This is a genomic window from Microbacterium sp. 10M-3C3, assembly GCF_003931875.1.
In the GTDB taxonomy this organism is placed as follows: domain Bacteria; phylum Actinomycetota; class Actinomycetes; order Actinomycetales; family Microbacteriaceae; genus Microbacterium.
In genome coordinates this window covers 1,070,091-1,095,649 of sequence record NZ_CP034245.1, presented here as the reverse complement: position 1 = coordinate 1,095,649, position 25,559 = coordinate 1,070,091, and the positions used below count along the sequence as shown (strand labels likewise).

Sequence of the window (25,559 nt, the reverse complement as noted above, 5' to 3'; positions counted from 1 at the left end):
CGGAGCACGGGACGGGTCACGGTGCGCTCACGCCTTCGGCTCGGCGCCGACCGGCTCGCGCTCGGCCTCGGCCTTGCGGCGGGCCTCGGCCTCGGTGTGGGCGAGCCACGCCTGCGCGCGACGGTCGTTGCGCCGGCGGCTCGCCCACACGAGCGCCCACACCGCAAGCCCGATCACCACGAGGAGCAGGAGCGCCCACGGCACGACGAACAGCACGGCGTCGCGTGTGACGCTCACGAGCGGGCCGGGGTTCTGCGCCGTGGCGTCGACCGCCGGATACAGCGTCACGACCGGGTTGAGGAACACCCACTGGCCGACGCCCGGCACGGTCGTCGTGATCGTGCGCGTGCTGCCGGGCAGCATCTCCGACACCTCTTGTGCGACCGGGGCGGCCAGGGCGATGCCGAACAGGCCCCGCACGTCGGTCTTCAGCTGACCGGACAGGGCGACGTTCCCGGCGTTGCGCACCGTGAAGGTGACGGTCGTCTCCCCCGCGAACGGATTCAGGCTCGGGGTGTACGACGACGACAGGCCCGCGATCGTGAGGTTGGGCTGCAGCTCGCCCGGCACCCGCACGTACAGCCGCGTGCCCAGGCGGCGGTCAACGAGCACCTGCCCGTCGGGCGACTGCACCGAGACGACGACGCCCGCGGCGTGGTCGCCGGGGGAGGCGTCGTCGGGCGCGCGGACGGTGAAGGGGATCGTCGCCGTCTCGCCGGGCTGCAGGTCGACCTGCACCGACGGCTGGCCCGAGAACGCCACCCATGACCCGGCATCCGAGGGCGCGACACCACCCTCGAGCAGGGCGAAGGCGCCGTCGTCGGTGTTGAAGGCGTCGGTCGCGTACACCGTGAAGGTCTGCGCGGCCGAACCCTCGTTGCGCACGACGTAGGCGTCGTCGAGGCTCTGGCCCGGCGCGACCGTGTAGTCGAATCGTGTGCGGAGCGGGCCGTCCCCTGCCTGCGGCTGCGCCGAGATGCCGATCTCATCGGTGGGGGCCTGCTCGTCGGCGACCGCCGGAGACACGAGGGCGAGCACGCCGGCGAGGGCTGCGGCGAGCGCGGCCAGGGCGGGGAGGAGGCGGGCGTTCGGGCGCGCCGCGGTCCGGAAGAACTGCACGATACATCTCCGCAGGAAGGGCTTACGGCGGGACTGCGCCGTGCTGAACGAGGTGTGAACGAGGGTCGTACGAGGAGAGGGGCGGCGCCGGTCGGCGCCGCCCCTCCCTGGGGTCACTTCGAGACGAGCGTGAGCGTCAGCTTCGAGGTGTAGGTACCGGCGGGGGTGCCGGCGGGGGCGACGAGCTTCAGGTCGGCCTTCAGCTGCGTGGTGGGCTCCGTGGAGACGCCCGCCGTCGACGAGGCGAACGGCGACGGATAGGTCGCCGAGCCGGCCACCTGCGGAGCGGCGGCCGAGGCCGCCGCCGCGCCACCGGTCTTGGTGACCGCGACACCGAAGTTCTTCTTGTCGATGGTGTTGCCACCCGACGTGAAGTTCGCGACGGACTGGGTCAGGTCCCAGCCCTTGCGGTCGGCGGTGCGGCGCGTGTCCGACACCTCGATACCCGAGATCGAGCCGGTGGACTCCGAGAGCTGGGTCGTCGCGTTGATCGCGGTGGCGAGGGTCACCGAGGTCGTCGGCACGGTGAAGGTGAGGGAACCGGGTGCTTCCTGCACGGTCGCGGAGATGTCGATGTCCTTCGACTGACCACCGGCGGGCGGAGTCGCGGCGGGGACGGTCGGCTCGTACGTGTAGTTGCCGCCGGGCTGCACCGTGATGTGGACGAACGTCACGCCGTACACGGCCGCGGCGTTGCCGTCGGTGTAGGCGAGGCCGAGCGAGAACTGACCGCCGTTCGCCTTCGCCGCGGCGAGGTTGACGCCGGCGGTGTTCTCCGGCGCCAGGTTCGGCGTCAGCACCGTCTTGGCGGCCGGGTCGGCGAAGCCGTTGATGGCCTTCGACACCCACTTCGTCGGGTCGAGCTCGTCACCGCGCGGCGACAGGAAGACGTACACCGCCTGCGCGTTCGGGGTTCCCGTGAAGTACGCGTCGTAGTCGGTGAAGTTCGTGTCCTTCGGGTAGCCGAGGACCTGCTGACCCCAGCCGATCACCGAGGTGTTGGTGAGGAACGTCTCGTCGTTGTTCCACAGGTACATGGCCTCGAGCGAGGGCGGAGCGGAGGTGTCGGCCGCCGAGGCGCTGGAGACTGCGCCTCCGGCGACGATGGCGACGGCGAGGGCACCGGCGAGGCCGGCCTTCACCTTGCGGGAGATCTTCATGAGTGTGTTCCTTCGAGGTGGTGGATCAGCCCGCGGCGTACGCGGAGATCGGAGCGGTGGACAGGGGCGCCAGGAAGCCGAACTTGCGCTTGACGGCGCCCGGGGCGAAGGGAGCGGTGGAGAAGTTGGTGAACGAGGTGGTCTTCGACGAGTCGACGAGACCCGCGAGCACCGGGTCGAAGGCCGGCGCGCCGGTGTAGGTGAAGCTCGACTGCACCTTCGCGCGCTCGACGATCAGGTAGGTGTCGCGCCCGAAGGTCGTGTTGGAGTAGAAGCCAGAGCTCGGCACGAGGTTCGGCGCCGTGCCGGTGAAGGGCACCTGGCCCGCGACGGGCGAGCCGAGCTGCACCGCGGGAGCCGCGGCGACCGTGTTGACGCCGGAGACGTTGTTGGCCTGAGCGACCCAGTTCGCCACCGAGAACGGGATGATCTGGTTGTCTCCGAGCACGGTCGCGTCGTTCTCCGGCGTGGTGTTGCCGGTGTCGTTGACGGCCGGCGCCGTGGGCGCGCTGCCGGAGTAGCCGAGGGCGTTCAGGAAGAACGTGCGGGTGCCCGAGCCCGCCTGCGGCAGTCGCGGCGTGACGGGGACGCCGTCGATCGAGGTGATCGTGCCGTCGTAGATCTGCTTGAGCTGAGCCTGGGTGAGGTTCGCCCACGCGGCGGTGCCGCCCTTGTAGGCGTACGCGACGGCGTCGCGCGCGTACGGCACATAGAGAAGGCGACCGTCGGCGTTGGCGTTGGTGCCCGGGCCGCTCGAGCTGCGCGCGACGTCGACCTGGTTGGTGATGACACGCGCCGGCGTGGCATTGTTCGCCACCGACCAGTTGGCGCCGCTCACCGACGCGCGGAGGGCGTCGCGGCCCGAGCCCGAGCCGTTCGGCCGCGCGAAGTACACGCCGCCGGGCTTGGTCTGGATCGCGGCCGACCCGAATGCGTCGAAGTTGCCGACGGTCTGACCGGCGGCGAGGATGCGCACGCTCGCGCCCGACACCGTGGTGCCGTTGCTCAGCGCGTTCATCGAGTCCTGGAGCGTGTCGGACCCGACGATCGCGTAGCTGTTCGACACCGGCTCGGCCGAGGCCGACGATGCCAGGCCGGCGCCCGCGAGGACGACGCCGACGACCGCACCGAGTGCGGCGATCTTCTTGATCTTCACTGATGACCTATCTGTTGTGTGATGTGGGTGGAACTGCGGGTGATTCGGGAAGGAAAGTCGGAAGGCCCTACGACCGCCGAGGCAGGCGTGGGATGAACACGGCCACGCCCGCCGCGGCCAGGGCGGCGAGGAGGCTGAGGGGCAGAGCGAACGGCAGGCCGCCGGCATCCGGATCGGAGTCGGTCTTGGCTCCCGCGAGCGCCCCGGCGACCGCGCCGTCGGCCGTCGGGTTGGCATTCCCGCCGGCGGAGGATGGAGCCGCCGCGGCGGCCGGAGCGCCCCCGGCGGACGAGCCCGCGGGGAGCGAACCGGTCGCCGGCGAGAGGGATCCCGCCGCGGGAGCGGGGCTCGGGCTCGCGGTCGACGCGGTGAGCCCGTTCTCGAGCGCCGTAGCCGCCGCGCGGGACTGGATGCGCCAGCCGTCCGGGAGCGGCGCGTAGCCGGCGGGCAGCTGGCCCGCCTGCACGCCGGGCGCCTGGCCGTCGCCGGCGGCGTACCGGATGAAGCCGGCATAGCTGCGGCGCGCGGCGGCGTCCGTGAGGTACGGGCTCGCCGCCGCGTACACCGGAACGGCGAGCGGATAGGCGTCCCGCGCGCCGGCGGCCTCCGCCGACGTCGCGTCGAACGAGCGCACCTGCGGCTGCGACGGCGACGCGGTCATCGCGGCGGCGGCGGCGGCCAGGGCGTCGTCCGACGGCGCGACGAACTGCCCGGCGGGGTTGCGCAGCGCCGCCGTCACGAGCTGGTACTTCTCCGCGGCGGCGCCATCGGTCAGCGCGATAACCGCCTGCGAGCCGGGCAGGTTGCGCGGGCTGCGGGTGTAGCGCGGCGGATTGCCGAACGGATCCCACGCGCTGAGCGCCTGGCCGTCGCCGCGCAGCGTCGCATAGGCCGCACTGTCGAGGTCGTTCATGTAGGGCCGCCACGTCACCGCGTTGATCGCGGCCGGCCCGCCCGGCACCGCGGGCACTTCGACCGGGTCGGGCTTGGGGAAGCTGTCGCGGGGCAGCGTGAACCCGGTCTGCGTCGGGTTCTTCGCGGCGTCCGTGTTCGCGTAGGGGTTGACGACCATGCCCCACCGATCGGGCGTGCCGGCGAGGAACGCGCGCGCGTCGGCGTCGGCCATGACGTACCGCCACAGCAGCTGCGCCACGTCCGACCGCCCCTGGGGCAGCAGCATGTCCGACACGCCGACGCCGGCGATCGCCTGCTGCGCCCACGCCGGGTCGTTGATGGCCAGGAAGTCGGGGTCGTACAGCAGGTTGCGCGGATTCTTGCCGAGATGCGTGCGGTCGGCGGCGTAGGGCAGCGCGTCGAGATACGACGAGGTCAGCAGCTTCGCGATGAGACGCGGCGTGAGCCTCATGTCGGTCAGGGGCAGGCCAGCCCGGGCGAGCTCGTCGGCGGGCACCGTCCCGTCCTGTTTCGGGAATCGGTCGATCGCGAAGCTGACCACGACGGAGGTGAGGCCGATCGGTGCGTAGACGAGCCGATCGTCCTCCTCCCCCGCCAGCGGCAGCGACGTGAGGGCGAGCGGCGTGTCGGCGCCGGCGGCGTTGGCGGCGGCCACGGCGTCACTCTCGGTGCTCGTCAGGAGCGTGTAGATGCTGCCCCCCGACGAGCCGCACAGCACGGGCTGCCATGAGGCCACAGCGCCCGCGATGAGCTCGCTGCCGACGATCTGGCGCTCGCTGGCGCCGATGGCGCAGTTCAGGCCGACCGGGCGGAAGTCGAGCTTGATCGCGAGGTGGTGCTTCCAGTTGTCCCAGAACAGGCCCGAGCTGACATTGGACGATTCGCCCGCGTCCGAGACACCGCGCGGGATCACCACGAGCCAGCACGGCTTGCCGCTCGTGGCGCTCGGGTCGTCGCTCGTGCGGGCGCCGCATCCGAGACCTCGGGACTGCACGACCGTCTGCACCTCGAACTTCGCACTGCCCGTGCCGTCGGCGCCGGTGCCGGCCCACGGGATCTCGTTCGAGGTGTACTGCGTGAAGAACGGGTTGGTGTTCACGTCGACGCCGGGCACGCGCCTGCCGTCGACGACGGCGTCGACGGTGTCGCCGGTCGCCGAGCGGAACGGGATCGCGGTGTAGGCGGGCTCGAGGAAGCCGGCGGCCGGTACGGTGTCGCCGGCGTCCTCGTCGGCGACGCTCCCCTCCGACCGCGTGCCGTCGCGCGTGGCGCCGGGCGTGAGAAACGCGCCGTACTGGCACGTCGTGCGATCGGGCTGCCCGGGATGCTGCGGATCGTCGCCCCAGCACTGCGCGAACTGCAGGAAGTTCTGCCCTCCCGCCTGCTGCGTCGGCGGCGTGGACTCCTTGCCGCCGCTCCAGCTGATCTCCACCCCCTGCGCGACCAGGCCCTTGGTCTGCGACACCGTGACCGACAGGTCGGGGAACGGCGAGTCCTCCCAGTCGCTGTCGTATCCCTTCGCGGTGACGGTCGCGGCCGTGCTGTCGTCGGCGGCCGCGGGGGCTGCCGCGGCGACGCCGCCGATCGACAGCGCGGCGAACACGAGACCGCCGACGAGGGCGCCGGCGACACCGGACAGCACGCCTCGCGCGGCGCGCCCTTCGGGTAGAGCAGTACGCACGGGATTCTCCAGATTGGGGCGGCAGATCGTGCCGCCAGCGATGAAATTAGGGGCGGGTCGTGAAATCGGGATGAACGATCCGCCAACGACGGACCGCGTGCTCATGGCCTTCGGCGCAGTGATAGGAAAGACAGTCTGATCCGGTATTTTTTGCATGCCGAGGAAGCGGCCGGACGGCCGCCTCCCCGAATCGTCGTCAGCTCCTCGTCGAGCCCTTCCGCAAGCGCCGAGAGGTCAGCGGAGGAACGAGGATCGCGCCCAGTAGGAGGAGCCCCGCCGCCAGCATGAGGTACTGCGGCGCCTTCCATGAGCCGTCGTCGGCGACGGTGAAGGGCACGGACGCGGCGACCGCAGCGGTGCCGCCGACGCCACCCGAGACGAGGTTGCCGTCTGCGTCGTACACGGCGTCTCCCGCCGCCGGCGCCGCCGCGGGATCGCCCGCCGCGGCCGTGCCTCCCGAGGCGCCGGATGCACCGCCCCCGGCCTCGGCCGACGAGCCGCCCGACCCGGAGCCCGTCACGGGCGTGTCGGTGCCCGCCGAGCCGGCCGTCCCCGACGTGCACTGGTCCGGCCCCTGCTTGTCGCATGCGGCGGGCTGCGGTGCGGAGACGGCGAGCTGATTGTTCGACGGCGAGTCGCCGGGCTTGAACGTCGGGTTGTTGCACTTGTTGATGTCGATGCCGCCCGTGTTGGCGCCGGGGATGCGCTTGATCTGGTCGGAGCCGGCCAGCACGAGGTTCATCGGCAGCGGCGAGTACCCCAGCACGGTCGCGGATTGCTGCCCCTCGCACAGCACGTACTCGGCGAACGCGCCGAGGGTGCGGCCCTTGTCCTGCGTGAAGATGCCCGCCACCTGGGTCGGGACGATCAGGTAGGAGTAGCTCGAGAGCGGGTACGTGCGCGGGTCGGCGTTGTTGTATACGCCGTCGAGGATCTGCGTGAGGTAGTCCGGCGAGTTCGGGTCGGTGTTGATCTGGGCGCGCAGCAGCGCGACCGCGACCGACGGGGCCGTCGGCTCGATGTAGTACCCCGCGGAGTTGAGGATCTTCGCGACCGGAAACCCCGACTTCACCGCGTACGAGTACTCCACGTACGTGATCGCGCCCTCGCCGTAGTCCTGGCTGACGTATCCGGCGACGCCGAGCGAGCCGTTCTGGGCCTTGCCGTTGGGCGGGGTCGGGAACTGCGAGGTCATCCCCCGCGTCCAGATGTCGCCGTGCTGCTTCGACATCCACAGCGTGAACTGCGCGGACGAGCCGGAGCCGTCGGAGCGGACCACCGGCGTGATGGGCCGGTCGGGCATCGCCAGGCCCGGGTTGTCGGCCTGGATGGCCGGGTCGTTCCACGTGGTGATGCCGCCGGTGAAGATCCGCGTGACGACCGCGCCCGACAGGCGCAGGTTCGTCACGCGCTTGCCGCCGATCTTGAGGTTGTACATGAACGCCGTGCCACCCGCGACGATGGGCATGTAGGCGTACCCCGACCGCGGCACCTCGGGCTGCGAGCCGTCCTCCGGGCGCGACTGGAACGGGATCTCGCTGATCGCGAAGTCGACCGAGCCGTTGATGAAGTCGCGGCGGCCGGCGGACGAGCCGACACCGGTGTAGTTCACCTTCATGCCGTAGTTGGTGTCGACGTTCCGGCGCCACTGGTCGAGCGCGTTCTGCGACCACGTCGAGCCCGTGCCCGTGATCGACGCCCAGCCGTCGGCCGCCTGCGCGGGTGCCGGAGCGGTGGCGGTGAGGCCCGTCGCGAGGAGGAGGGCGACGACGGTGGCCGCGAGGAGCGGGCGGATGCGGCGGATCACTGCGGGTCCTTCGGTGCGGAGGGGGCGGCGGAGGCGGATGCGGGCGCGGAGTCGTCGGCGGGGGCGGGCACGCGGTGCCTCGCTTCGATGCGGCGCAGATCGTCGTGCGAGCGCGCCACCCGAGCCCGGCGCTGACGGTCGCTCAGCTGCCCCGGCCCCTTGCCGCCGATGATGCGCGCGACGATGAACAGCAGCAGGACGAGGAGGATCAGCGTGGCGGCGGCGCCGAACCCGCGGGCGATCATCGTGGGCTCGGGCGACTTGACGAAGTCGAAGACCTGCAGCGGCAGCGAGATCATCGGCCCCGAGAAGGGATTGACGTTCAAGTACGCCGTGACGCCGGAAGTCAGCAGCACGGGCGAGGTCTCGCCGATGCCGCGCGCGGTACCGAGGATGACCGCCGTCACCAGGCCCGAGCGGGACGTGGGCAGGACGACGTGCCACACCGTGCGCCAGCGCGAAGAGCCGAGCGCATAGGAGGCTTCGCGCAGGTTCGCCGGCACGAGCCGCAGCACGACGTCCGCCGCGCGGATCACGATCGGCAGCATCATGACGGTGATCGCGAGCGACGCGGCGAACCCCGAGCGCTCGTGCGTGATCAGCTGGATGACCGCGGAGTACACGAACAGTCCCGCGACGATCGAGGGCAGCGCCGTCATCGCGTCCGAGATCGTGCGCACGAAACGGGCGAAACGGCCGCCGATCTCGTTCATGAACACGGCGGTCGCGATGCCCAGCGGCACCGTGATGGCGAGGGCGATCGAGATCTGGATGAGCGTGCCGACGATCGCGTGCGCGATGCCGCCGACGCTGAGCGGGTCGAGCGGGCCGGCCGAGGCCATGGTCTGCACGAAGGAGTTGAGGTTCACGAGCGCCGGGAACCCGCGGAACACCGCGAAGCACACGACGAAGACGAGGGCCGCGATCAGGATCGCGCCCGCGCTGTACAGCAGCGCCGTCATGACCCGGTCGGCGACCTCCTGGGCGTCGGCGCGCAGGGCGACCAGCAGCGCATAGATCACCACGAACGACAGGTACGTGACCACGGCCCACCCGACCGCGCCCGTCATGGGCGTGAACCAACCGAACAGCAGCGTGGCCACTGCCGCAGCCGCGCCCAGCGCGCCCACGACGTTGAAGGCGTCCTCGGCCGCGGCACCGCGGATCCGCCGAGGCGGCCCGATGGGATCGTCACCGGGCTGCGGGCGGAAGGTGCGGGGCGCGACGGGGCGGCTCCACCCGTCGAGCGCCGGTCGGGTCGGCGCATCCGGGGCGACCGCGTCGGCGGCGAGCACGGTTGTGAGCGTTTCGTCGGGGGTCATGTCAGCCCTCGCTCTGCGCGCCGGAGCGCGAGCGCGCCACGATCGTGGATGCGGTGAAGTTGATGACGAGCGTGATGATGAACAGTGCGAGGCCCGCGGCCATGAGCGCGGACAGGCCGAAATCGCTCGATTCGCCGTAGCGCAGTGCGATGAGCGCCGAGACGGAATTGCTGCCCGTCTTCAGGACCTGCCAGTTGATCGTGAAGATCGGCGAGATGATGAGATAGACCGCGATCGTCTCGCCCAGGGCGCGCCCGAGACCGAGCATCGTGCCGCCGATCATGCCGCCGCGGCCGAACGGGATGACCACCGTGCGGATCATCCCCCAGCGCGTGGACCCGAGGGCGAGCGCGCCTTCTCGCTCGCCGACCGGCGCCTGGGAGAACGCTTCGCGCATCACGGAGGTCTGCGTCGGCGCCACCATCAGTGCGACGACGATGCCCGCGATGAAGGCGGACGATGTGAACTGGCTCGCGTCCGTCAGCCGCTGGCCGTCGGCGCCCGTCACGGCGAAGACGGGGATCCAGCCGAAGTAGTACGAGATCCACTCGGCGACCGGGATGACGTTCTCCTGAAGGAAGAACAGGCCCCACAGCCCGTAGACGACGCTCGGCACCGCGGCCATGAGATCGACGAGCGAGATCAGCACCGAGCGGAAGCGCGGCGGCACGATCTCGGAGATGAGGAGGGCCGTGCCGGTCGCCAGCGGCACCGAGAAGCACATCGCGACGAGCGCGATCGTGACGGTGCCGGCGAGGACCGCCGCGATGCCGAACGTGCGGGTCTCGGGGGACCACTCCTGCGTCGTGAAGAACGACAGGCCCGCGACCGAGAGGGCGTCGGCGCCGCGGATCGTCAGGAAGAAGCCCACCGCGAGCATGATGGCCACGGTGATCCCGCCTGCCGAGTACGCAAGCGTGCGGAAGACGGCATCGCCGGCGGACGGCCGTGACACGAGCGCCCGTGCGCGGGCGCCCGCGGTCACAGGAGGCGGCTCGGGCGGCTCGAGCAGCGCGGTGAGCTCGTCGGCGCCGGCTCCGGCTCCGGTCATGCGGGCGCGCCGGGCGTGCGGCGCGCGGCGACGCGCGGGTGTCGACTCATCGGGCTTCCTGAGCAGAGCGACCGGCGGCGGGTTCCATCCGGTCCCGCACATCGTCCGGGCGCCAGATGAACAACGGGCGACGAGCGTGCGAAGGACGCCTTGCGCGGGGCTGAGCGAGGGGCGTCACGGGGTCGGGTCGGGCGTCGGCGTGGCGGAGGCGCGCGGCGTCGAAGACGGCGAGGGGCCCGCGTCGACGACGACGAGTTCCACCGAACTGCCCAGCGGCAGCCGGGATCCCTCCGCCGGGCGGACGGCGGCGACCGCGCCGGGTGCCCCCGCCCGCTGCGCACGCACGACGAGCGGAACGAACCCGGCATCCCGGATCGCGGCCACCGCATCGCCCTCGGACGCCCCGACGGCGGCGGGAACGGCGTTGGCGCCCGTCGCCACGACGAGATCGACGCCCGAGCCGAGCGGCACGGCGACCGCGGCACCGGGCGTCGACGACAGGACCGTGCCGGCGGGGTCGGTCCCGTCGGCAGACGCCACGGCGCCGGGCGCGAGCCCGGCCTCGCGAAGCACCGCCGACGCGGCCTCGAGCGTGAGTCCCGCGAGCTCGGGCACCGGCGTGTCGGCGGGAACCGCGGACGGTGCGCTGACGGTCGGCGCCGCGGTGGGCGACGGAGCGGCCGGCGTCGGCGTCGGCGCCGAGACCAGCGGCGCCGGCCCGTCGGCGGCGTCGGCGGGCACCGCGGGAGGACGGAGGGTCGACGCCGCCACGGCGACGACCACCGCGACCGCGGCGGCGGCCAGCACCCACAGCCACGGCGACGTCGATCGGGTGGCGGGCGGTGCGGGCGCGGATGCCGGCTCGGCCGCGGGCGACGTGTCGGAGAGGTGCGACCGAAGCGGCGCCGTCGGGGCGAGGACGCGGGTGCGCCCCTCGCGGCCCTCGGCCGCCGGGCGGGCGGCGACGGCGGCTTCCAGCGCCGCACGCATCTCCGCCGCATCCGTGAATCGCGCGTGCGGCTCCTTCAGGAGGCCGCGGACGAGGGCCCGGTCGATCGCCGGCGGCACGCCCGGCGCGTGCACCGACGCCGTCGGCGGCAGCGCGTCCAGCGCCGCCGCCACGGTCGCCTCGGTCGTATCGCGAGCGAAAGGCGCCGCCCCGACGAGCGCGAAGTACACGACGCCCGCGACGGCGTACAGATCACCCGCGGCACCCACGGGCAGCCCGCGCAGCTGCTCGGGCGCGGCGTAGAACGCGTTGCCGACGACACCGTCGCCGGCGGCGGTGCGCAGCACGTCGGCACCGCGCGTGTGCTCGCCCGCGGCATCCGTCAGCCCGAAGTCCACGAGCCGGGCGCCGCGCACCGTGCCGTCGGGCGCGCGATCGACGACGATGTTCGCCGGGGACACGTCGCGGTGCACGAGTCCGTGCGCGTGCAGTTCCGCGAGCCCGTCGAGCACGCGCGCGGCGACGGCGACCGCGGACACCGCGTCGAGCGGTCCCTCCGTCCGGACGATCTCGGAGAGGGTGCGGCCCGGCGCGAGGTCCCACGCCGTCCACGCCTCGGCGACGGGTTCGGCCGACCGCGGCCCCCAGGCGATCACGCCGCACAGCGCCGGGTGCCGCACGCGCGCGATCACCTGGGCCTCGCGATGGAACGCCGCGACGGCGGCCTGATCGCCCGCCAGGTGCGGATGCAGCACCTTCAGCGCCGCGGGGCGACCGGCGGCGACGTCCCACACCTCGTACACCGAGGCCGTCGCGCCGGCGCCGAGCAGCCCGACGATGCGGAACCTGCCGCCGACGAGCGGCGACTCGCCCCCCGGCGGCGCGTCAGCCAACGGCATCCATCGGCACCACGGCGTGGCGATGACGCCGCCCCGAGCGCGTGCCGATGTTGACGCTGCGGACGATGACCGCGTCCGAGAGAACCGCGCGCACGCCGCGCGCCGCCGCGGCGGCGTCCGCCGCCGATTCGTACCAGCGCGCGCACATGACCGCCGCGACGCCCTCGCGCCGCAGGAGCCAGCCATGCGCCGTCGACGACGCACCGCGCACGATGTGCGTCGTCAGCGCGGCGCTTCCCTGCTGCAGCACCTCGGCGTCGACGAGCGCCAGCCCCGGCGACGCGTGGAGCGCGACACCGCGCGCCAGTTCGCGGTTGTTCGTCGCGAGCAGACGCCACACGCCGTACTGGCTGCGCGGCGCGCTCACGTCGTCGGGCACGACGGCCGTGACCGCCGAGGCGCCCGCCTCGGGCACGATGTGCGCGCGGAAGCGCAGCCAGGAGTGCAGCATCGGGTCGTAGGCCGAGCGGAAGGTGTCGAGCACGATCCGGGCCGGGTGAGCCGGACGTGCCGGGAGCGGAGCGCTCACGGGTTCCCCATCGGATGACCGGGCGCGCGAGCTTCCGGTGAGGCTACTTTGCGGTCATCCGAGGAATGAAGATGACGGCGACGGGTGGCCGGCACACGAGCGCGAGGTGTCCGCGCGGTATACGACGCGTGGCCGTCGGTCGTCTCCCGTCGGGTCGCCGGCCGTCAGCCCGCCGCGACCGCCGGCGGCTCGCCGGGCCGGGGGCGCGCGCGCAGTCGGCCGCCGGTGGCCGCGAGCCAGCATCCGACGATCACGAGGGGGAAGCCCAGGACCAGGCCGGGGCTCAGCTCCTCGCCGACCAGGAGCACCCCGAGGGCGATCGCCACGATCGGGTTGACGTACGTGAACAGCGGCGCGCGGGCCGGGCCCACCTCGGCGATCAGCGCGAAGAACGCCAGGAACGCCACGGCCGTGCACACGACGGTCAGCGCGATGACCGCGAGCAGGCTGCGGGTGGTGGGAAGGGAATGCTGCGTGAGGATCGCGAACGGGAGGTAGCCGACGCCGATGAACAGCAGCGACAGGCTGATCGTGCCGAGAGAGGGGATGCCGCGCAGCTTCGTCGCCACGACGAACGGCGCGATCGCGTACAGGACGGCGACCGCGAGCACCTCGCCGATCGCGCCGAGGCCCGCTAGTCCGTCGCCCGCGGCCAGGCCCGGGCCCGTGACGACCACCGCGACGCCGGCGAAGCCGACGGCGAGTCCGAGGACACGGACGAGCCCGAGTGCGCCGCGGTCGCCGGTGAAGAAGCCGATGACCGCGGCGAACAGCGGCACCGTGGCGACCAGCAGCCCGGTGAGGCCCGACGGCAGCGTCTGCTCCGCGTGGCCGAGAAGCAGGAACGGTCCCGCCATCTCGATGAGCCCGAAAACGAGCACCCACGGCCACACGCGCAGGGCCGGGCGGAGGGCGCCGGAGCGCCACGCGAAGGGCAGCAGCAGGAGAGCCGCGCCGAGCGTGCGGATGCATACGACGGCCGGCGGCGACAGCGACGCGACGGCCTCCTTGATGAAGAGGTACGGCATGCCCCACACGAGGGCCATGACGGCGAACAGCAGCCACGCCCGCGGAGTGAAGCGACTGCCCAGGGCGGCGTTCACAGCGTGCGACGACCCTCGAAGGCGCGCCCGAGCGTGACCTCGTCGGCGTACTCGAGGTCGCCGCCGACCGGGAGGCCCGACGCGAGGCGCGTCACCCGGATCTCGAGCGTGTGGAGGAGTCGGCTGAGGTAGGTCGCGGTCGCCTCGCCCTCCAGGTTGGGGTTTGTGGCGAGGATCACCTCCTGCACCGTGCCGTCGGCCAGTCGCTGCATGAGCTGCGCGATGCGCAGGTCGTCGGGGCCGACGCCCGCGATGGGGCTGATCGCTCCGCCGAGCACGTGATAGCGGCCGCGGAACTCGCGCGTGCGCTCGATCGCGGCGACGTCTTTCGCGTCCTCCACGACGCAGATGAGGGTCTCGTCGCGGCGCGGGTCGCGGCAGATCGCGCACCGATCCTGCTCGGAGACGTTCCCGCAGATCTCGCAGAAGCGCACCTTCTCGCGGATCTCGCCGAGGATCGTCGCGAGGCGCGCGACGTCGAACGACGGCGTCTGCAGGATGTGGAACGCGATGCGCTGCGCCGATTTCGGGCCGATGCCGGGGAGCCGGCCGAACTCGTCGATGAGGTCTTGGACGATGCCGTCGTACATGGGCTAGCTGAACCTCGTGGGACTCTGGTGCGGCTCTTCCCGCACGAAGCGCGCCCCCAGGACCTGCCGTACGACGGCCTCGCCGTACCGCTGCACGCCCCCGCGTGCGGGGGCGATGGGCGGCGCGACGACGGGCGGGACCGGCGCGTCGACCGGCTCATCGGGGGGCAGCTCGTCCTCAGGCTCATCGGGATCCGCCGAGGGCTCGACGACGTCGGCGGGGAGCACGTCACCCTCGCGAGCGGGCGCGAGGGTGGCCACGCGCGCCGCGTCGGGCGCCGCATCCTCGGGCTCGTCGTCGACCGCGAACTGCGCGACCGCCGGCGTCGCGGCGGCGGGACCGGGCAGTCCGCCCCCGCCGTCGGGCTCCGGCGCGGAGACCGGGATGGGCGCGACCGCCCACTCCGTGACGGGCGCCGCGGCGGCGGCTGCAGGGCGATGCTCGGGCGCGGGCGCCGGTGCGGGCGGCGGTGCGGCGGGCCCGCGGCCGTCGGGACCGTCGCCGTCGAGGCGCGCGATGAACTTCACGCGGATGCCGAGGACGCCCATGATCGCCTGACGCAGGTCTTCGCTCGGGCCGGAGCCGGCGGAGCGCTTCTTGAAGGCCGCGAGGTCGTTCGGGCCGGCGAAGCCGAGCGCGAGCACGTCATCGTCGAGCGAGAGCACCCGTGCGCCGGAGGCGACGAGCCACGACGTGCGGCTGAGCGTCTCGAGTCGTGCGAGCACCTCCGGCCACGCGTCGCGCATGCGCTGCGTGGTGAGCGGGCCCGCGGGCGCGGGCGCCGAGAATGCATCCTCGTCGCGAGTCTGCTCCTCCGACGGTGCACTCTCGGCGGGAGCGGGCACTCTCGCCGGCTCCGATGCGGCGGGCGCGGGTTCTGCGGCGGGCGCGGGCGCGGCGGCGGGCGCTGATGGCGCGGGTGCGGGCGCGGGGGCGGACGCGGCGGGCGCGGGCACGGGAGCGGCAGGGGCCGGAGCGGGCTCGGCCGACGTGCCGCCGGTGTGCGCGAGCACGCGAGCGACGAGCAGCTCGAGCTGCAGCCGCGGCGAGGTCGCGCCGGTCATCTCGTCGAGCGCGGCGACGACCAGATCGGCGGTGCGCGACAGTCGCGTCGCGCCGAACAGCGACGCCTGCCGCGACATGCGCTCGAGCTCCTCGGCGGGCACGCCGCGCAGGACGGCGGATGCGGCGGACCCGGCCGCCGCGATCACGATGAGGTCGCGCAGCCGCTCCAGCAGGTCGTCGACGAAGCGCCGCGGGTCCTGCCCGGTCTGCACGACGCGGTCGACCGCCGTGAAAGCGGCCGCCGCATCCGACGCCGCGAACGCGTCGACGACCTCGTCGAGCAGTTCGGCGTGCGTGTAGCCGAGCAGGGCGACCGCGCGCTCGTAGCGCACGACGACCTGCCCTGCGTTCTCGGTACCCGCGTCCGTCGACGCCTCCGACCCGGCGATGAGCTGGTCGAGCAGCGACAGGGTGTCGCGGGGCGAGCCGCCGCCGGCACGCACGACGAGCGGCAGCACGCCCGGCTCGACCGCGACGCCCTCCGTGTCGCACAGGCCCTGGACGTACTCGAGCATCGCGGCGGGCGGCACGAGGCGGAACGGGTAGTGGTGGGTGCGCGAGCGGATCGTGCCGAGCACCTTCTCGGGCTCGGTCGTCGCGAAGATGAACTTCACGTGGTCGGGCGGCTCCTCGACGAGCTTGAGCAGGGCGTTGAAGCCCTGCTGCGTCACCATGTGCGCCTCGTCGAGGATGAAGATTTTGAAGCGGTCGCGGGCCGGCGCGAAGATCGCCCGCTCGCGCAGGTCGCGCGCGTCGTCGACCCCGTTGTGGCTCGCCGCGTCGATCTCGACGACGTCGAGCGACCCGCCGCCCCCGCGGCCCAGCTCGACGCAGCTGTCGCACGTGCCGCACGGCGTGTCGGTCGGCCCCTGCGCGCAGTTCAGGCACCGGGCCAGGATGCGCGCCGACGTCGTCTTGCCGCATCCGCGGGGCCCCGAGAACAGGTAGGCGTGACCGACCCGGTCGCTGCGCAGCGCGGTCATGAGCGGATCGGTGACCTGCGACTGCCCAATCATCTCGCCGAACGCCTCGGGGCGGTAGCGGCGGTACAGAGCGGTGGTCACCCGACCAGCCTACGGCGTGCCGCCGACACGGCGCCGGGTGCGCCCGACGCCGCCCGCGACGTGCGGCGTGTCACGTGTCCAGCGGCAGCGCGGCGCCCGTCTCATCGGCGTGCACGCCGTCGGTGATGACCGGGATCGCCGCCGTCACCGTCGGCACGGAAGCGGACAGGAACGTGCCGTCCTCGCGCCGCGCGTCGGCGAACTGCCGCAGCGACGGCTTGCCGGGGATGACGGGCCCCTGACCCTCGAGCGGCACCTCGACGCGAGAGCCGCCGTGCACCGTGTAGCCGACGCCGCGCACCGAGAACGACACCGGGTCGCCCTCCCCCGCCTCGATGGTGAGCAGGTCGCGGCGCAGGGTGACGTCCAGGCGCGTGCCGTGCCACTGCAGCGGGAACGACATCGACGGCCACTCGGCGGGCAGACGCGGGTCGAACGTGAGCTCGCCGAAGTGGTCGCGCATGCCGCCGAAGCCGCACACGAGCGCGGTCCACACGCCGCCGGCCGACGCCACGTGCACGCCGTCGGCCGCGTTGTGGTGCAGGTCGCCGAGGTCGACGAAGAGCGAGTTGCGGAAGTACTCCAGCGCAAGGTCCTGATAGCCCACCTCGGCGGCGAGGATCGCCTGCACCACCGCCGACAGCGTCGAGTCTCCCGTGGTCAGCGGGTCGTAGTACTCGAAGTCGGCGAGCTTCTCCTCGGCCGTGAAGTGGTTGCCCTGCAGGAACAGCGCGAGCACGACGTCGGCCTGCTTGAGCACCTGGTAGCGGTAGATGACGAGCGGGTGGAAGTGCAGCAGCAGGGGGCGCTGGTCGGCCGGCGTGTGCTCGAGGTCCCAGATCTCGCGCTCGAGGAACACCGAGTCCTGCGGGTGGATGCCCAGCGCCTCGCTGTAGGGAATGTGCATCGCCTCGGCGGCGCGCTCCCACATCTCCGGCTCCGACGGGTCGAGGTTCATCCGCTCGACCATGCGCTCGTACGCGTCGTGGTCGGCTTCCTCCATCTCGCGCACCGTGCGGGCCGCGAAGCGCAGGTTGAAACGTGCCATCACGTTCGTGAACAGGTTGTCGTTGACGACGGTCGTGTACTCGTCGGGCCCGGTCACGCCGTGGATGTGGAACGACTCGCCCTCGCCGTCGATGACGTTGTCGCTCGAGCGCCAGAAGCCCAGCGTCGCCCACAGCCGCGCCGTGTCGACGGCGATGTCGACGCCCTCGGAATCGAGGAAGTCGACGTCGCCGGTCGCGCGGACGTACTTCGCGACCGCGAAGCTCACGTCGGCGTTGATGTGGTACTGCGCGGTACCGGCGGCGTAGTAGGCGGATGCCTCTTCGCCGTTGATCGTCCGCCACGGGAACAGCGCGCCCGCCTCGTTCAGCTGGTGCGCGCGCTTGCGGGCCGCCGGCAGCATCAGGTAGCGCATCCGCAGCGCGTTGCGCGCCCACAGCGGCGACGTGTACGCCAGGAACGGCAGCACGTAGATCTCGGTGTCCCAGAAGTAGTGGCCGGAGTAGCCGGAACCGGTCACGCCCTTGGCGGGAACGCCCTGACCGTCGGCCCGGGCCGCCGCCTGCGCGAGCTGAAACAGGCACCAGCGCGTGGCCTGCTGCAGGTCGGGGTGGCCCTCGATGCGCACGTCCGAGCGCTCCCAGAAGGCGTCGAGCCACCGGCGCTGCCGCGCGAACAGCTCGTCGATCCCGATCGTCTCGGCGCGGTCGAGCGTGCGGCGGCAGCGGTCGATGAGCTCTCTCGTGGGGACGCCGCGCGACGTGTGGTACGCGACGGTCTTCGTCAGCGTGGTCGGGACGCCCGCGCGCGCCTGCACGCGGAAGACGTTCTTGGCGATGTCCGGCTCGATGAGCCGGCGCGCGGTGTACTCGTTCGCGGTGCCGACGGTGTGGTCGGCGATGACGGCGAGGGTCATCCCCGACTCCGCCACGCGGTAGCTGAGGGTCGAGCGGTCGCCGTCCTGCCAGTACTCCTGCGGCTCGAGCACGCGATCGGCGAGCTTGTCGGTCTTGCGCGGGTCGAAGCCGGACGCGCCCGGGCGCGACGACGCCGCGCCACCGTAGGGCTTGCCGCCGTAGATGCCCTCGCCATCCTGGCGGTTGATCAGCTGCGAGCTGATCGTGACCGGTGCATCCGCGTTCAGCACCGTGACGGTCAGCCGCATGATCGCGAGGTGCTTCTCCTCGAACGACACCATGCGCTCGTCTTCGATCTCGACGTGCTTGCCCGAGGGCGTGACCCACAGGATGCGCCGGCGCAGCACGCCCTCCTGCATGTCGAGGACGCGCTCGTACTCGCGCACGTCGGCGACGTCGAACGACAGCGGCTCGTCGTCGACGTAGACGCGCATGACCTTCGCGTCGGGCGCGTTGATGATCGTCTGTCCGACCTCGGCGAAGCCGTACGCCTGCTCGGCGTGGCGGATGGGGAAGATCTCGTGGAACCCGTTGATGAAGGTGCCCTGCTCCTGCGCGAAGCGGCCCTCGGGATAGTTGCCGCGCAGGCCCAGGTAGCCGTTGCCGACGGAGAACAGGGTCTCGGTCACGCCGGCGTCGTCGAGGGAGCCCTCGGTCTCGACGAGACGCCACTCGTCGACGGGGAATCGGCCGCGGTCGATCATGGACAGCCTTCTGCTGAGAGGGGAACGTTCGGGTGGTTCGAGGGGTCAGTCTACGAGCGCGGCGAGGTCGTCCACGACGACCGTCGCACCGGCTTCGCGCAGCGCGTCCGCGCCCGCACCGCGATCGACGCCCACGACGACCGCGAAGCCGCCCGCGGCGGCGGATTCGACGCCGCTGATGGCGTCTTCGACGGCGACCGAGCGCGCCGGCTCGACGCCCAGCATCCGGGCCGCCTCGACGAACACGTCGGGCGCGGGCTTCGAGCGCAGGTGGTCGCGCTCGGCGATCACGCCGTCCATGACGACGGGGAAGCGGTCGCGGATGCCCGCGGCCTGCAGCACCTCTTCGGCGTTCTTGGAGCTGGAGACGACGGCGATGGGCACGCCTGCGGCGCGCAGCCGGTCGACCAGGCGCACGGAGCCCGGGTAGGGGGCGATCCCCTCGGTGCGCAGCAGGCTCGAGAAGACGTCGTTCTTGCGGTTGCCGATGCCGCAGACCGTGTCGGCCGTCGACGGGTCGGACGGGTCGCCCCACGGCACCTCGATGTCGCGGCTGCGCAGCAGGCTCGCGACGCCGTCGTAGCGCTTCTTGCCGTCGAGGTGCTCGAAGTAGTCGCGCTCGGAGTACGGCGGCTCGATGTGCCAGTCGGCGAACAGGCGGTCGAACATCGTCTGCCACGCGCGCATGTGCACCTCGGCGGTGGGCGTGAGCACCCCGTCCAGGTCGAACAGCACGGCGTCGTAGGCGGTCAGGTCGGGCAGCTGCGTGTCGTTGGCCTCGGGCACCCCTCCAGCGTAGTTCGCGCGGCCGCTTGCGTGCGGGGCCGCGCGCCGTCTCGCTGCGCGCGCTCAGCGATCGAGTGCGGGCGCAGGGCCGGGAGCGCGGGAGCGCAGCGACCGAGACGAAGGGCACCCCGCACGCGGATCGATGTCGGAGGTTGATGCGAGAGTAAGCACATAACCAGGACCCCGAGCATCGTTCATCCCGACGAGGATGACGTCGCGCTCGCGGAACTGATCGATGGGCTGATCGCCGACGACGAGGCGATCGCGGAGATCGAAGCCGACAAGATCGTCCGGCTGGCCGCGGCGCTGCGCATCGCGAAGAAGCGTGCGGCCACGCAGTCGGTGGAGACGCGGATGCGGGAGGTCGAAGAGCGTTCGATCGCGTCGGAGATCGGCGCCGCGCTCCGGGTGCATGACCGGGCGATCCAGAACCGCATGCACGCCGCCCTCGAACTGGTCGAGGACTACCCCGCCACCCTCGACGCTTTGGCCGAGAGCCGGATCTCGGCGCGGCACGCGATGGTCATCGTCGAGGAAGGTCGCGACCTCGTCGACCCGGACACCCGGGCGCTGTACGAACGCACCGTGCTCGAGCGGGCGTTCCTCGTGACCGCGCCGGCGGCACGCACCTTCGCGATGCAGGTCGCGCAAGAGCTGCACCCCCGCTCGATCACCGAACGGCATGCCGAGGCGGTGCAGAAGCGGAGAGTGTGGGTGCAGGACCTCGGCGACGGCATGGCCGAACTCGGCATCGTCGCGTCCGCGGTCCTCGTCCACGGGACCATGGACCGGCTCACGCAGGGCGCGAATCACATCAAAGCGGTCGCGGTGAAGGAACCGGTCCACGGGGATGAGAACCCGGACGCGGTCTACGACCAGCGCAACATCGACCAGATCCGCGCCGATCTCGCCACCGACATCCTCCTCACCGGCGGCCCAAGCGTCGACCCGACCACCGGCGCCATCACCGGCGCACTCGGCGGGCTCGCCGCCATCCAGGCGCGCGCGTCGATCGTCATCCCCGCGCTCACCGCCGCCGGGCTCGCCGACCGCGGCGCCACCCCCGACGGCGCCATCCCGATCGACGCCGACACCGCCCGATGCCTGCTCGCGCAAGCGCCATCGTGGGAGCGGATCCGCACCCACCCCATCCACGGACACGTCCTCGCCACCGACACCTACCGGCGACCCGCGAACCTCGACCGCTACCTCGCCGCCCGCGACATCCACTGCCGCTTCCCCGGATGCCGACGCCCCGCCCGACACTGCGACCGCGACCACAACCGCGACTGGGCGCTCGGCGGCACCACCGAAGCGTGCAACCTCGCGTGCTTGTGCAAGAGGCACCACACCCTCAAGACCGAGAAACCCTGGAAACCGGTGCAGCTCCGCGACGGCAGCATCCGCTGGACCAGCCCCCTCGGCAGGGTCTCCACCGACCCACCCGAGCGATACGTCATCTTCCGCGACGAACCCGACCCCCCACCCGGCGACCCACCCTTCTGAATCGGCGCGGGCCGCGCCTCCGCCTCGTCTGGACGTCAACAGCAGTTGACGACCCGTCCAGCGTCAACTAGCGTTGCCGCCGAACAGGAGGCGGCATGAGCGACATCGCAACAATCATCGGCGCTGATGGGGGCGAGCCCCTGCCCGAGCTGCGGCGGCTCGCAGAGCTGCGGCGCGAGATCGCCCGCGCCGAGGAGGTGCAGGTGCGCCGCGCGCGCAACCTCGGCTTCTCGTGGCAGGCCATCGCCGGTGCGCTCGGTGTGAGCAAGCAGGCCGCGAACAAGCGGTTCGGCCGGCGCTGACCGCCGCCCGGACCATCTCGAGCCGTGCCTGGTTTCTCGACGGCGTGACGGATGCATCGGGTGCCCCGCCGCGCGACGTACTGTCGTGGATGACCCCGAGCGTGATGAGCAAGGAATCCGCATGTCCACTCCCCCACCCCCGCGCGGCCGGCGCGGCCGCCGCAGCAACGACGACGGCCCGCGCGCGTCGTTCCGGCAGCTGCTGCCCTTCCTCCTCGAGCACCGTGGCGTGCTCGTCGTCGTCGCCGTCCTCAGCGTCCTTGGCGCCGGCGCGACGCTCGTGCAGCCGGCGCTGGTCGGGCAGATCATCTCGCGCGTGCAGGAGGGCGTGCCGCTCGGCATTCTCGTGTGGCTGCTCGTGGCCTTCGTCATCGTGTCGTCGGTGATCTCCGGCTACCAGCACTACCTCCTCCAGCGCACCGGCACCGCGGTCGTCTTCTCCAGCCGCCGGCGCCTGATCGCCCGCATCCTGCGTCTGCCGATCAGCGAGTTCGACGCCCGCCGTACGGGCGACCTCGTCTCCCGCGTCGGCACCGACACCACCCTCCTGTACGCGGTGCTCACGCAGGGCCTCGCCGACGCGGTCGGCAACGCGCTCATCCTCGTGGGCGCGGTCGTCGCGATGGCGCTCATCGATCCCGTGCTGCTCGGGCTCATCGTGCTCGTCGTGGGCGCCTCGATCGCCACGGTCGTCGTCCTCAGCACCCGCATCCGCGCGGCCTCGACGCAGCAGCAGGAGAAGGTCGGCGAGCTCGCATCGGGCGTCGAGCGCGCGGTCGGATCAATCCGCACGATCCGGGCCGCCGGCGCCACGGAGCGCGAGGGCGCCGCGCTCGAAGGGACCGCGACCGACGCCTACCGTGCGGGAGTGCGCATCGCGCGCGTGTCGGCCCTCATCGTCCCGGTCGCAGGCATCGCCCTGCAGGTCTCGCTTCTCGTCGTGCTCGGGGTCGGCGGGTTGCGCGTGGCCGCGGGCGCGATCGACGTCGCGAGCCTCGTGACGTTCGTGATCTTCCTGTTCCTCCTCATCCAGCCCCTCGCCTCCGCGATCGGAGCGATCACGTCGGTCAACCAGGCTCTCGGCGCGCTCGGGCGCATCCAGGAGATCCTCGAGCTCCCCGAGGAAACGGCCGCCGACCCCCCGGATGCGGCGGCACCGCCTCGCGCGGACGCCCCGGCGATCGTGTTCGAGGATGTGCGGTTCCGCTACCCGGCGCACGTCGTGAAGGCGCGCGAGGCGGCCGCCGAGGAGGCGCGCACGGTGCTCGAGCAGGCGCACCTCGAACGCGCCGCCGACCGGGCGACGACCGCTGCGGCGGAGACCGACCACGACGTGCTGCGCGGCGTCTCGTTCACGGTGCCGCACGGCGCCCGCGTCGCGCTCGTCGGGCCGTCGGGCGCGGGCAAGAGCACGATCCTCTCGCTCGTCGAGCGCTTCTACGACCCGACCGACGGTCGGATCCTCGTCGAGGGCGCCGACGTCCGCGCGTGGGACCGCGCGGCGCTGCGTGCCCGGTTCGGCTATGTGGAGCAGGATGCACCGACCCTCGCGGGCTCGATCGCCGACAACCTGCGCCTCGCCTCCCCCGACGCGAGCGACGCCGAATGCGAGCGCGTCCTGCGCGCCGTCAACCTCAGCGAGGTGCTCGAGCGCAGCCCGCTCGGGATCGACGCGCCCGTCGGCGAGGACGGCGTCATGCTCTCGGGCGGCGAGCGTCAGCGTCTCGCGATCGCGCGTGCCCTCCTCGCCGCGCCGCCGATCCTCCTCCTCGACGAGTCGACGTCGTCGCTCGACGGCGTGAACGAGCAGCGCATGCGCGAGGCGATCGACGCGGTCGCCACCGGTCGGACGCTGCTTGTGATCGCGCACCGCCTGTCCACGGTGGTGGACAGCGACCTCATCGTGGTGCTCGACCACGGCCGGGTCGTCGGGCAGGGCACCCACTCGGAGCTCGTCGCATCGACGCCGCTGTACCGCGATCTCGCGAAGCACCAGCTCCTCGTGTGACGCCCTCGGGCGCCCGGCTCAGGCCGTGGTCTTCAGGCGGTAGCGCAGCGACGCGAGCTCCGCGTGAAGCGCGGCCGGCAGCCGGGCGCCGAAGCTCGCGTAGAACTCCTCCGTGAGGTCGGCCTCGGCGAGCCACGAGTCGCGATCGATCGCGAACAGCTCGTCGAGGTCGGCCTCCGGCACCTCGATGCCGTCGAGGTCGAGGTCGTCGATGCGCGGCAGGCGCCCGATGGGGGTGTCCACCGCCGGCACCTCGCCGTCGATGCGGCGGATGATCCAATCGATCACCCGCGAGTTCTCGCCGAAGCCGGGCCACAGGAAGCGGCCGTCGGCGCCCTTGCGGAACCAGTTGACCTGGAAGATCCGCGGCGCGCGGTCGAACCGCAGCTCGTGACCGATCTTGAGCCAGTGGCCGAAGTAGTCGGCCATGTTGTAGCCGCAGAAGGGCAGCATCGCGAACGGGTCGCGGCGCAGCTCCCCCACGGTGCCCTCGGCGGCGGCCGTCTTCTCCGACGAGATCGTCGACCCGAGGAACACGCCGTGCGTCCAGTCCGTCGCCTCCACGACCAGCGGCACGTTCGTGGCCCGGCGGCCGCCGAACAGGATCGCGTCCAGCGGCACCCCCTCGGGGGCATCCCAGTCGGCGGCGATCTGCGGGCACTGCGCGGCGCTCACCGTGAAGCGAGAGTTCGGGTGAGCGGCGGGACGGCCGGAGTCGGGCGTCCAGGGGTTGCCCTCCCAGTCGGTCAGGTGCGGCGGGGCCTCGTCGGTGAGGCCCTCCCACCAGACGTCGCCGTCGGGGCGCAGCGCGACGTTCGTGAAGATCGTGTTGCCCCACAGGGTCTCGACGGCCGTGACGTTCGTCGACTCGCCCGTGCCCGGCGCGACGCCGAAGAAGCCGGCCTCGGGGTTGATCGCCCACAGGCGCCCGTCCTCGCCCGGGCGCAGCCATGCGATGTCGTCGCCGAGCGTCTCGACGCGCCATCCGGGGATCGTCGGACGCAGCATCGCGAGGTTCGTCTTGCCGCACGCCGACGGGAACGCCGCGGCGACGTGGTAGGCGCGACCGGCTGGGTCGATGACGCGGATGAGGAGCATGTGCTCGGCGAGCCAGCCCTCGTTGCGGCCGATGACCGAGGCGATGCGCAGCGCGAAGCACTTCTTCGCGAGGATCGCGTTGCCGCCGTAGCCCGAGCCGAACGACCACACCTCGAGCGTGTCGGGGAAGTGGACGATGTACTTCTCGTCGTTGCACGGCCACGCGGTGTCGGCCTGGCCGGGGGCGAGCGGCGCGCCCACCGAGTGCACCGTCTTGACCCAGTCGTCGCCGTCGGCGATGCGCTGCAGCACCTCGGTGCCCACGCGCGTCATGACGCCGATCGAGGTGACGGCGTAGGCGCTGTCGGTGACCTGCACGCCGATGTGCGACAGGGGGCCGCCGACGGCTCCCATCGAGAACGGCACGACGTACATCGTGCGCCCGCGCATCGAGCCCTCGAACAGCGGCGTCAGCGTCGCGCGGATCTCGTCGGGCGCGATCCAGTTGTTCGTCGGGCCGGCGTCATCCTCGCGCTCGCTGGCGATGTAGGTGCGCGATTCGAGGCGGGCGACGTCACCGGGGTGGCTGCGCGCCAGGTACGAACCCGGACGCCACTCGGGGTTGAGCTTGAGCAGCTTCCCCTCCGCGACCTGCTCCCGCAGCAGCGCGTCGTTCTCGGCGCGCGACCCATCGACCCAGTGGACCCGGTCGGGCCGCGTGAGCGCCGCGATCTCGTCGACCCACGCGGTCAGCGCCGCCATCCCGGGGCCGGAGACCTGGGGACGCGCGCCGAAGCGCGGGGCGGGCTGGCGAGCGACGCGAACGGTCGCACGCGGGGTGGTGGGGATGTCGGCGATGGCCATGAGCACTCCTCGGTC

General features: G+C 72.3%; 19 protein-coding genes. 3 read left to right on the top strand and 16 right to left on the bottom strand.

Annotated elements, in window-relative coordinates:
- Nucleotides 1-27 precede the first annotated feature (27 nt).
- The 15 genes from EI169_RS05150 to EI169_RS16530 form a co-directional block, all read right to left on the bottom strand.
- Nucleotides 28-1,119, bottom strand: a complete 1,092-nt coding sequence (locus EI169_RS05150; protein WP_164515440.1) for a DUF916 domain-containing protein — start codon at nt 1,117-1,119, stop codon at nt 28-30.
- A gap of 113 nt (nt 1,120-1,232) precedes the next feature.
- A complete protein-coding gene (locus EI169_RS05145; protein ID WP_125131382.1) occupies nt 1,233-2,279 on the bottom strand; it encodes a hypothetical protein in 1,047 nt (348 codons plus the stop codon).
- 25 nt (nt 2,280-2,304) lie between these two features.
- Nucleotides 2,305-3,435, bottom strand: a complete 1,131-nt coding sequence (locus EI169_RS05140; RefSeq protein WP_125131381.1) for a substrate-binding domain-containing protein — start codon at nt 3,433-3,435, stop codon at nt 2,305-2,307.
- Nucleotides 3,436-3,502: 67 nt separating this feature from the next.
- Nucleotides 3,503-6,031, bottom strand: coding sequence for a hypothetical protein (locus EI169_RS05135; protein WP_125131380.1), 2,529 nt, complete (start codon nt 6,029-6,031; stop codon nt 3,503-3,505).
- A gap of 196 nt (nt 6,032-6,227) precedes the next feature.
- On the bottom strand, nt 6,228-7,838 hold the full coding sequence (gene pstS, locus EI169_RS05130) for a phosphate ABC transporter substrate-binding protein PstS (protein WP_205783877.1): 1,611 nt from the start codon (nt 7,836-7,838) through the stop codon (nt 6,228-6,230).
- On the bottom strand, nt 7,835-9,160 hold the full coding sequence (pstA, locus tag EI169_RS05125) for a phosphate ABC transporter permease PstA (RefSeq protein ID WP_125131379.1): 1,326 nt from the start codon (nt 9,158-9,160) through the stop codon (nt 7,835-7,837). The genes pstS and pstA overlap by 4 nt, the downstream gene beginning before the upstream one ends.
- A gap of 1 nt (nt 9,161) precedes the next feature.
- Entirely contained in the window at nt 9,162-10,211 is a 1,050-nt protein-coding gene (pstC, locus tag EI169_RS05120; protein ID WP_125131378.1) for a phosphate ABC transporter permease subunit PstC, read from the bottom strand.
- 174 nt (nt 10,212-10,385) lie between these two features.
- The gene (locus EI169_RS05115) at nt 10,386-12,053 is read right to left on the bottom strand and encodes a serine/threonine-protein kinase (protein ID WP_164515439.1); all 1,668 of its coding nucleotides are present in this window, start codon (nt 12,051-12,053) and stop codon (nt 10,386-10,388) included.
- On the bottom strand, nt 12,046-12,588 hold the full coding sequence (locus EI169_RS16535) for a hypothetical protein (RefSeq protein WP_164515438.1): 543 nt from the start codon (nt 12,586-12,588) through the stop codon (nt 12,046-12,048). Before EI169_RS16535 ends, EI169_RS05115 begins: the two co-directional genes overlap by 8 nt.
- 164 nt (nt 12,589-12,752) lie before the next feature.
- Complete coding sequence (locus tag EI169_RS05110; protein ID WP_240640643.1) at nt 12,753-13,691, bottom strand: DMT family transporter; 939 nt, start codon at nt 13,689-13,691, stop codon at nt 12,753-12,755.
- The gene (gene recR / locus EI169_RS05105) at nt 13,688-14,281 is read right to left on the bottom strand and encodes a recombination mediator RecR (protein ID WP_125131376.1); all 594 of its coding nucleotides are present in this window, start codon (nt 14,279-14,281) and stop codon (nt 13,688-13,690) included. Before recR ends, EI169_RS05110 begins: the two co-directional genes overlap by 4 nt.
- A 3-nt stretch (nt 14,282-14,284) precedes the next feature.
- A complete protein-coding gene (locus EI169_RS05100) occupies nt 14,285-16,411 on the bottom strand; it encodes a DNA polymerase III subunit gamma and tau (RefSeq protein WP_125131375.1) in 2,127 nt (708 codons plus the stop codon).
- Between the two features lie 70 nt (nt 16,412-16,481).
- Entirely contained in the window at nt 16,482-19,040 is a 2,559-nt protein-coding gene (locus tag EI169_RS05095; protein WP_125131374.1) for a glycosyl hydrolase family 65 protein, read from the bottom strand.
- A 45-nt stretch (nt 19,041-19,085) separates the two neighbouring features.
- Complete coding sequence (locus EI169_RS05090) at nt 19,086-19,826, bottom strand: beta-phosphoglucomutase family hydrolase (protein WP_125131373.1); 741 nt, start codon at nt 19,824-19,826, stop codon at nt 19,086-19,088.
- Between the two features lie 194 nt (nt 19,827-20,020).
- Nucleotides 20,021-20,263, bottom strand: coding sequence for a hypothetical protein (locus EI169_RS16530; RefSeq protein ID WP_164515385.1), 243 nt, complete (start codon nt 20,261-20,263; stop codon nt 20,021-20,023).
- On the opposite strand from EI169_RS16530, the gene EI169_RS05085 reads away from it, so the two are divergent.
- The 3 genes from EI169_RS05085 (at nt 20,181) to EI169_RS05075 (ending at nt 23,642) form a co-directional block, all read left to right on the top strand.
- A complete protein-coding gene (locus tag EI169_RS05085; RefSeq protein WP_125131372.1) occupies nt 20,181-21,332 on the top strand; it encodes an HNH endonuclease signature motif containing protein in 1,152 nt (383 codons plus the stop codon). The genes EI169_RS16530 and EI169_RS05085 overlap by 83 nt on opposite strands.
- 95 nt (nt 21,333-21,427) lie before the next feature.
- Nucleotides 21,428-21,634: an AsnC family protein gene (locus tag EI169_RS05080; protein WP_125131371.1), complete on the top strand. Its 207-nt coding sequence runs from the start codon at nt 21,428-21,430 to the stop codon at nt 21,632-21,634.
- A 121-nt stretch (nt 21,635-21,755) separates the two neighbouring features.
- Nucleotides 21,756-23,642: an ABC transporter ATP-binding protein gene (locus EI169_RS05075; RefSeq protein WP_125131370.1), complete on the top strand. Its 1,887-nt coding sequence runs from the start codon at nt 21,756-21,758 to the stop codon at nt 23,640-23,642.
- An 18-nt stretch (nt 23,643-23,660) separates the two neighbouring features.
- Here EI169_RS05075 and EI169_RS05070 read toward each other — a convergent pair whose 3' ends face one another.
- Entirely contained in the window at nt 23,661-25,544 is a 1,884-nt protein-coding gene (locus tag EI169_RS05070) for a phosphoenolpyruvate carboxykinase (GTP) (protein ID WP_125131369.1), read from the bottom strand.
- Between the last annotated feature and the right edge of the window lie 15 nt (nt 25,545-25,559).

Excerpts from the sequence above, each read along its gene's own strand:
- EI169_RS16530 (WP_164515385.1), bottom strand. The coding sequence starts at position 20,263 with ATGCGGTTCTGGATCGCCCGGTCATGCACCCGGAGCGCGGCGCCGATC.
- EI169_RS05095 (WP_125131374.1), bottom strand. The coding sequence starts at position 19,040 with ATGATCGACCGCGGCCGATTCCCCGTCGACGAGTGGCGTCTCGTCGAG.
- EI169_RS05145 (WP_125131382.1), bottom strand. The coding sequence starts at position 2,279 with ATGAAGATCTCCCGCAAGGTGAAGGCCGGCCTCGCCGGTGCCCTCGCC.
- EI169_RS05075 (WP_125131370.1), top strand. The coding sequence starts at position 21,756 with ATGTCCACTCCCCCACCCCCGCGCGGCCGGCGCGGCCGCCGCAGCAAC.
- EI169_RS05085 (WP_125131372.1), top strand. The coding sequence starts at position 20,181 with ATGCGGGAGGTCGAAGAGCGTTCGATCGCGTCGGAGATCGGCGCCGCG.
- EI169_RS05080 (WP_125131371.1), top strand. The coding sequence starts at position 21,428 with ATGAGCGACATCGCAACAATCATCGGCGCTGATGGGGGCGAGCCCCTG.
- recR (WP_125131376.1), bottom strand. The coding sequence starts at position 14,281 with ATGTACGACGGCATCGTCCAAGACCTCATCGACGAGTTCGGCCGGCTC.
- pstA (WP_125131379.1), bottom strand. The coding sequence starts at position 9,160 with ATGACCCCCGACGAAACGCTCACAACCGTGCTCGCCGCCGACGCGGTC.
- pstC (WP_125131378.1), bottom strand. The coding sequence starts at position 10,211 with ATGACCGGAGCCGGAGCCGGCGCCGACGAGCTCACCGCGCTGCTCGAG.
- EI169_RS05070 (WP_125131369.1), bottom strand. The coding sequence starts at position 25,544 with ATGGCCATCGCCGACATCCCCACCACCCCGCGTGCGACCGTTCGCGTC.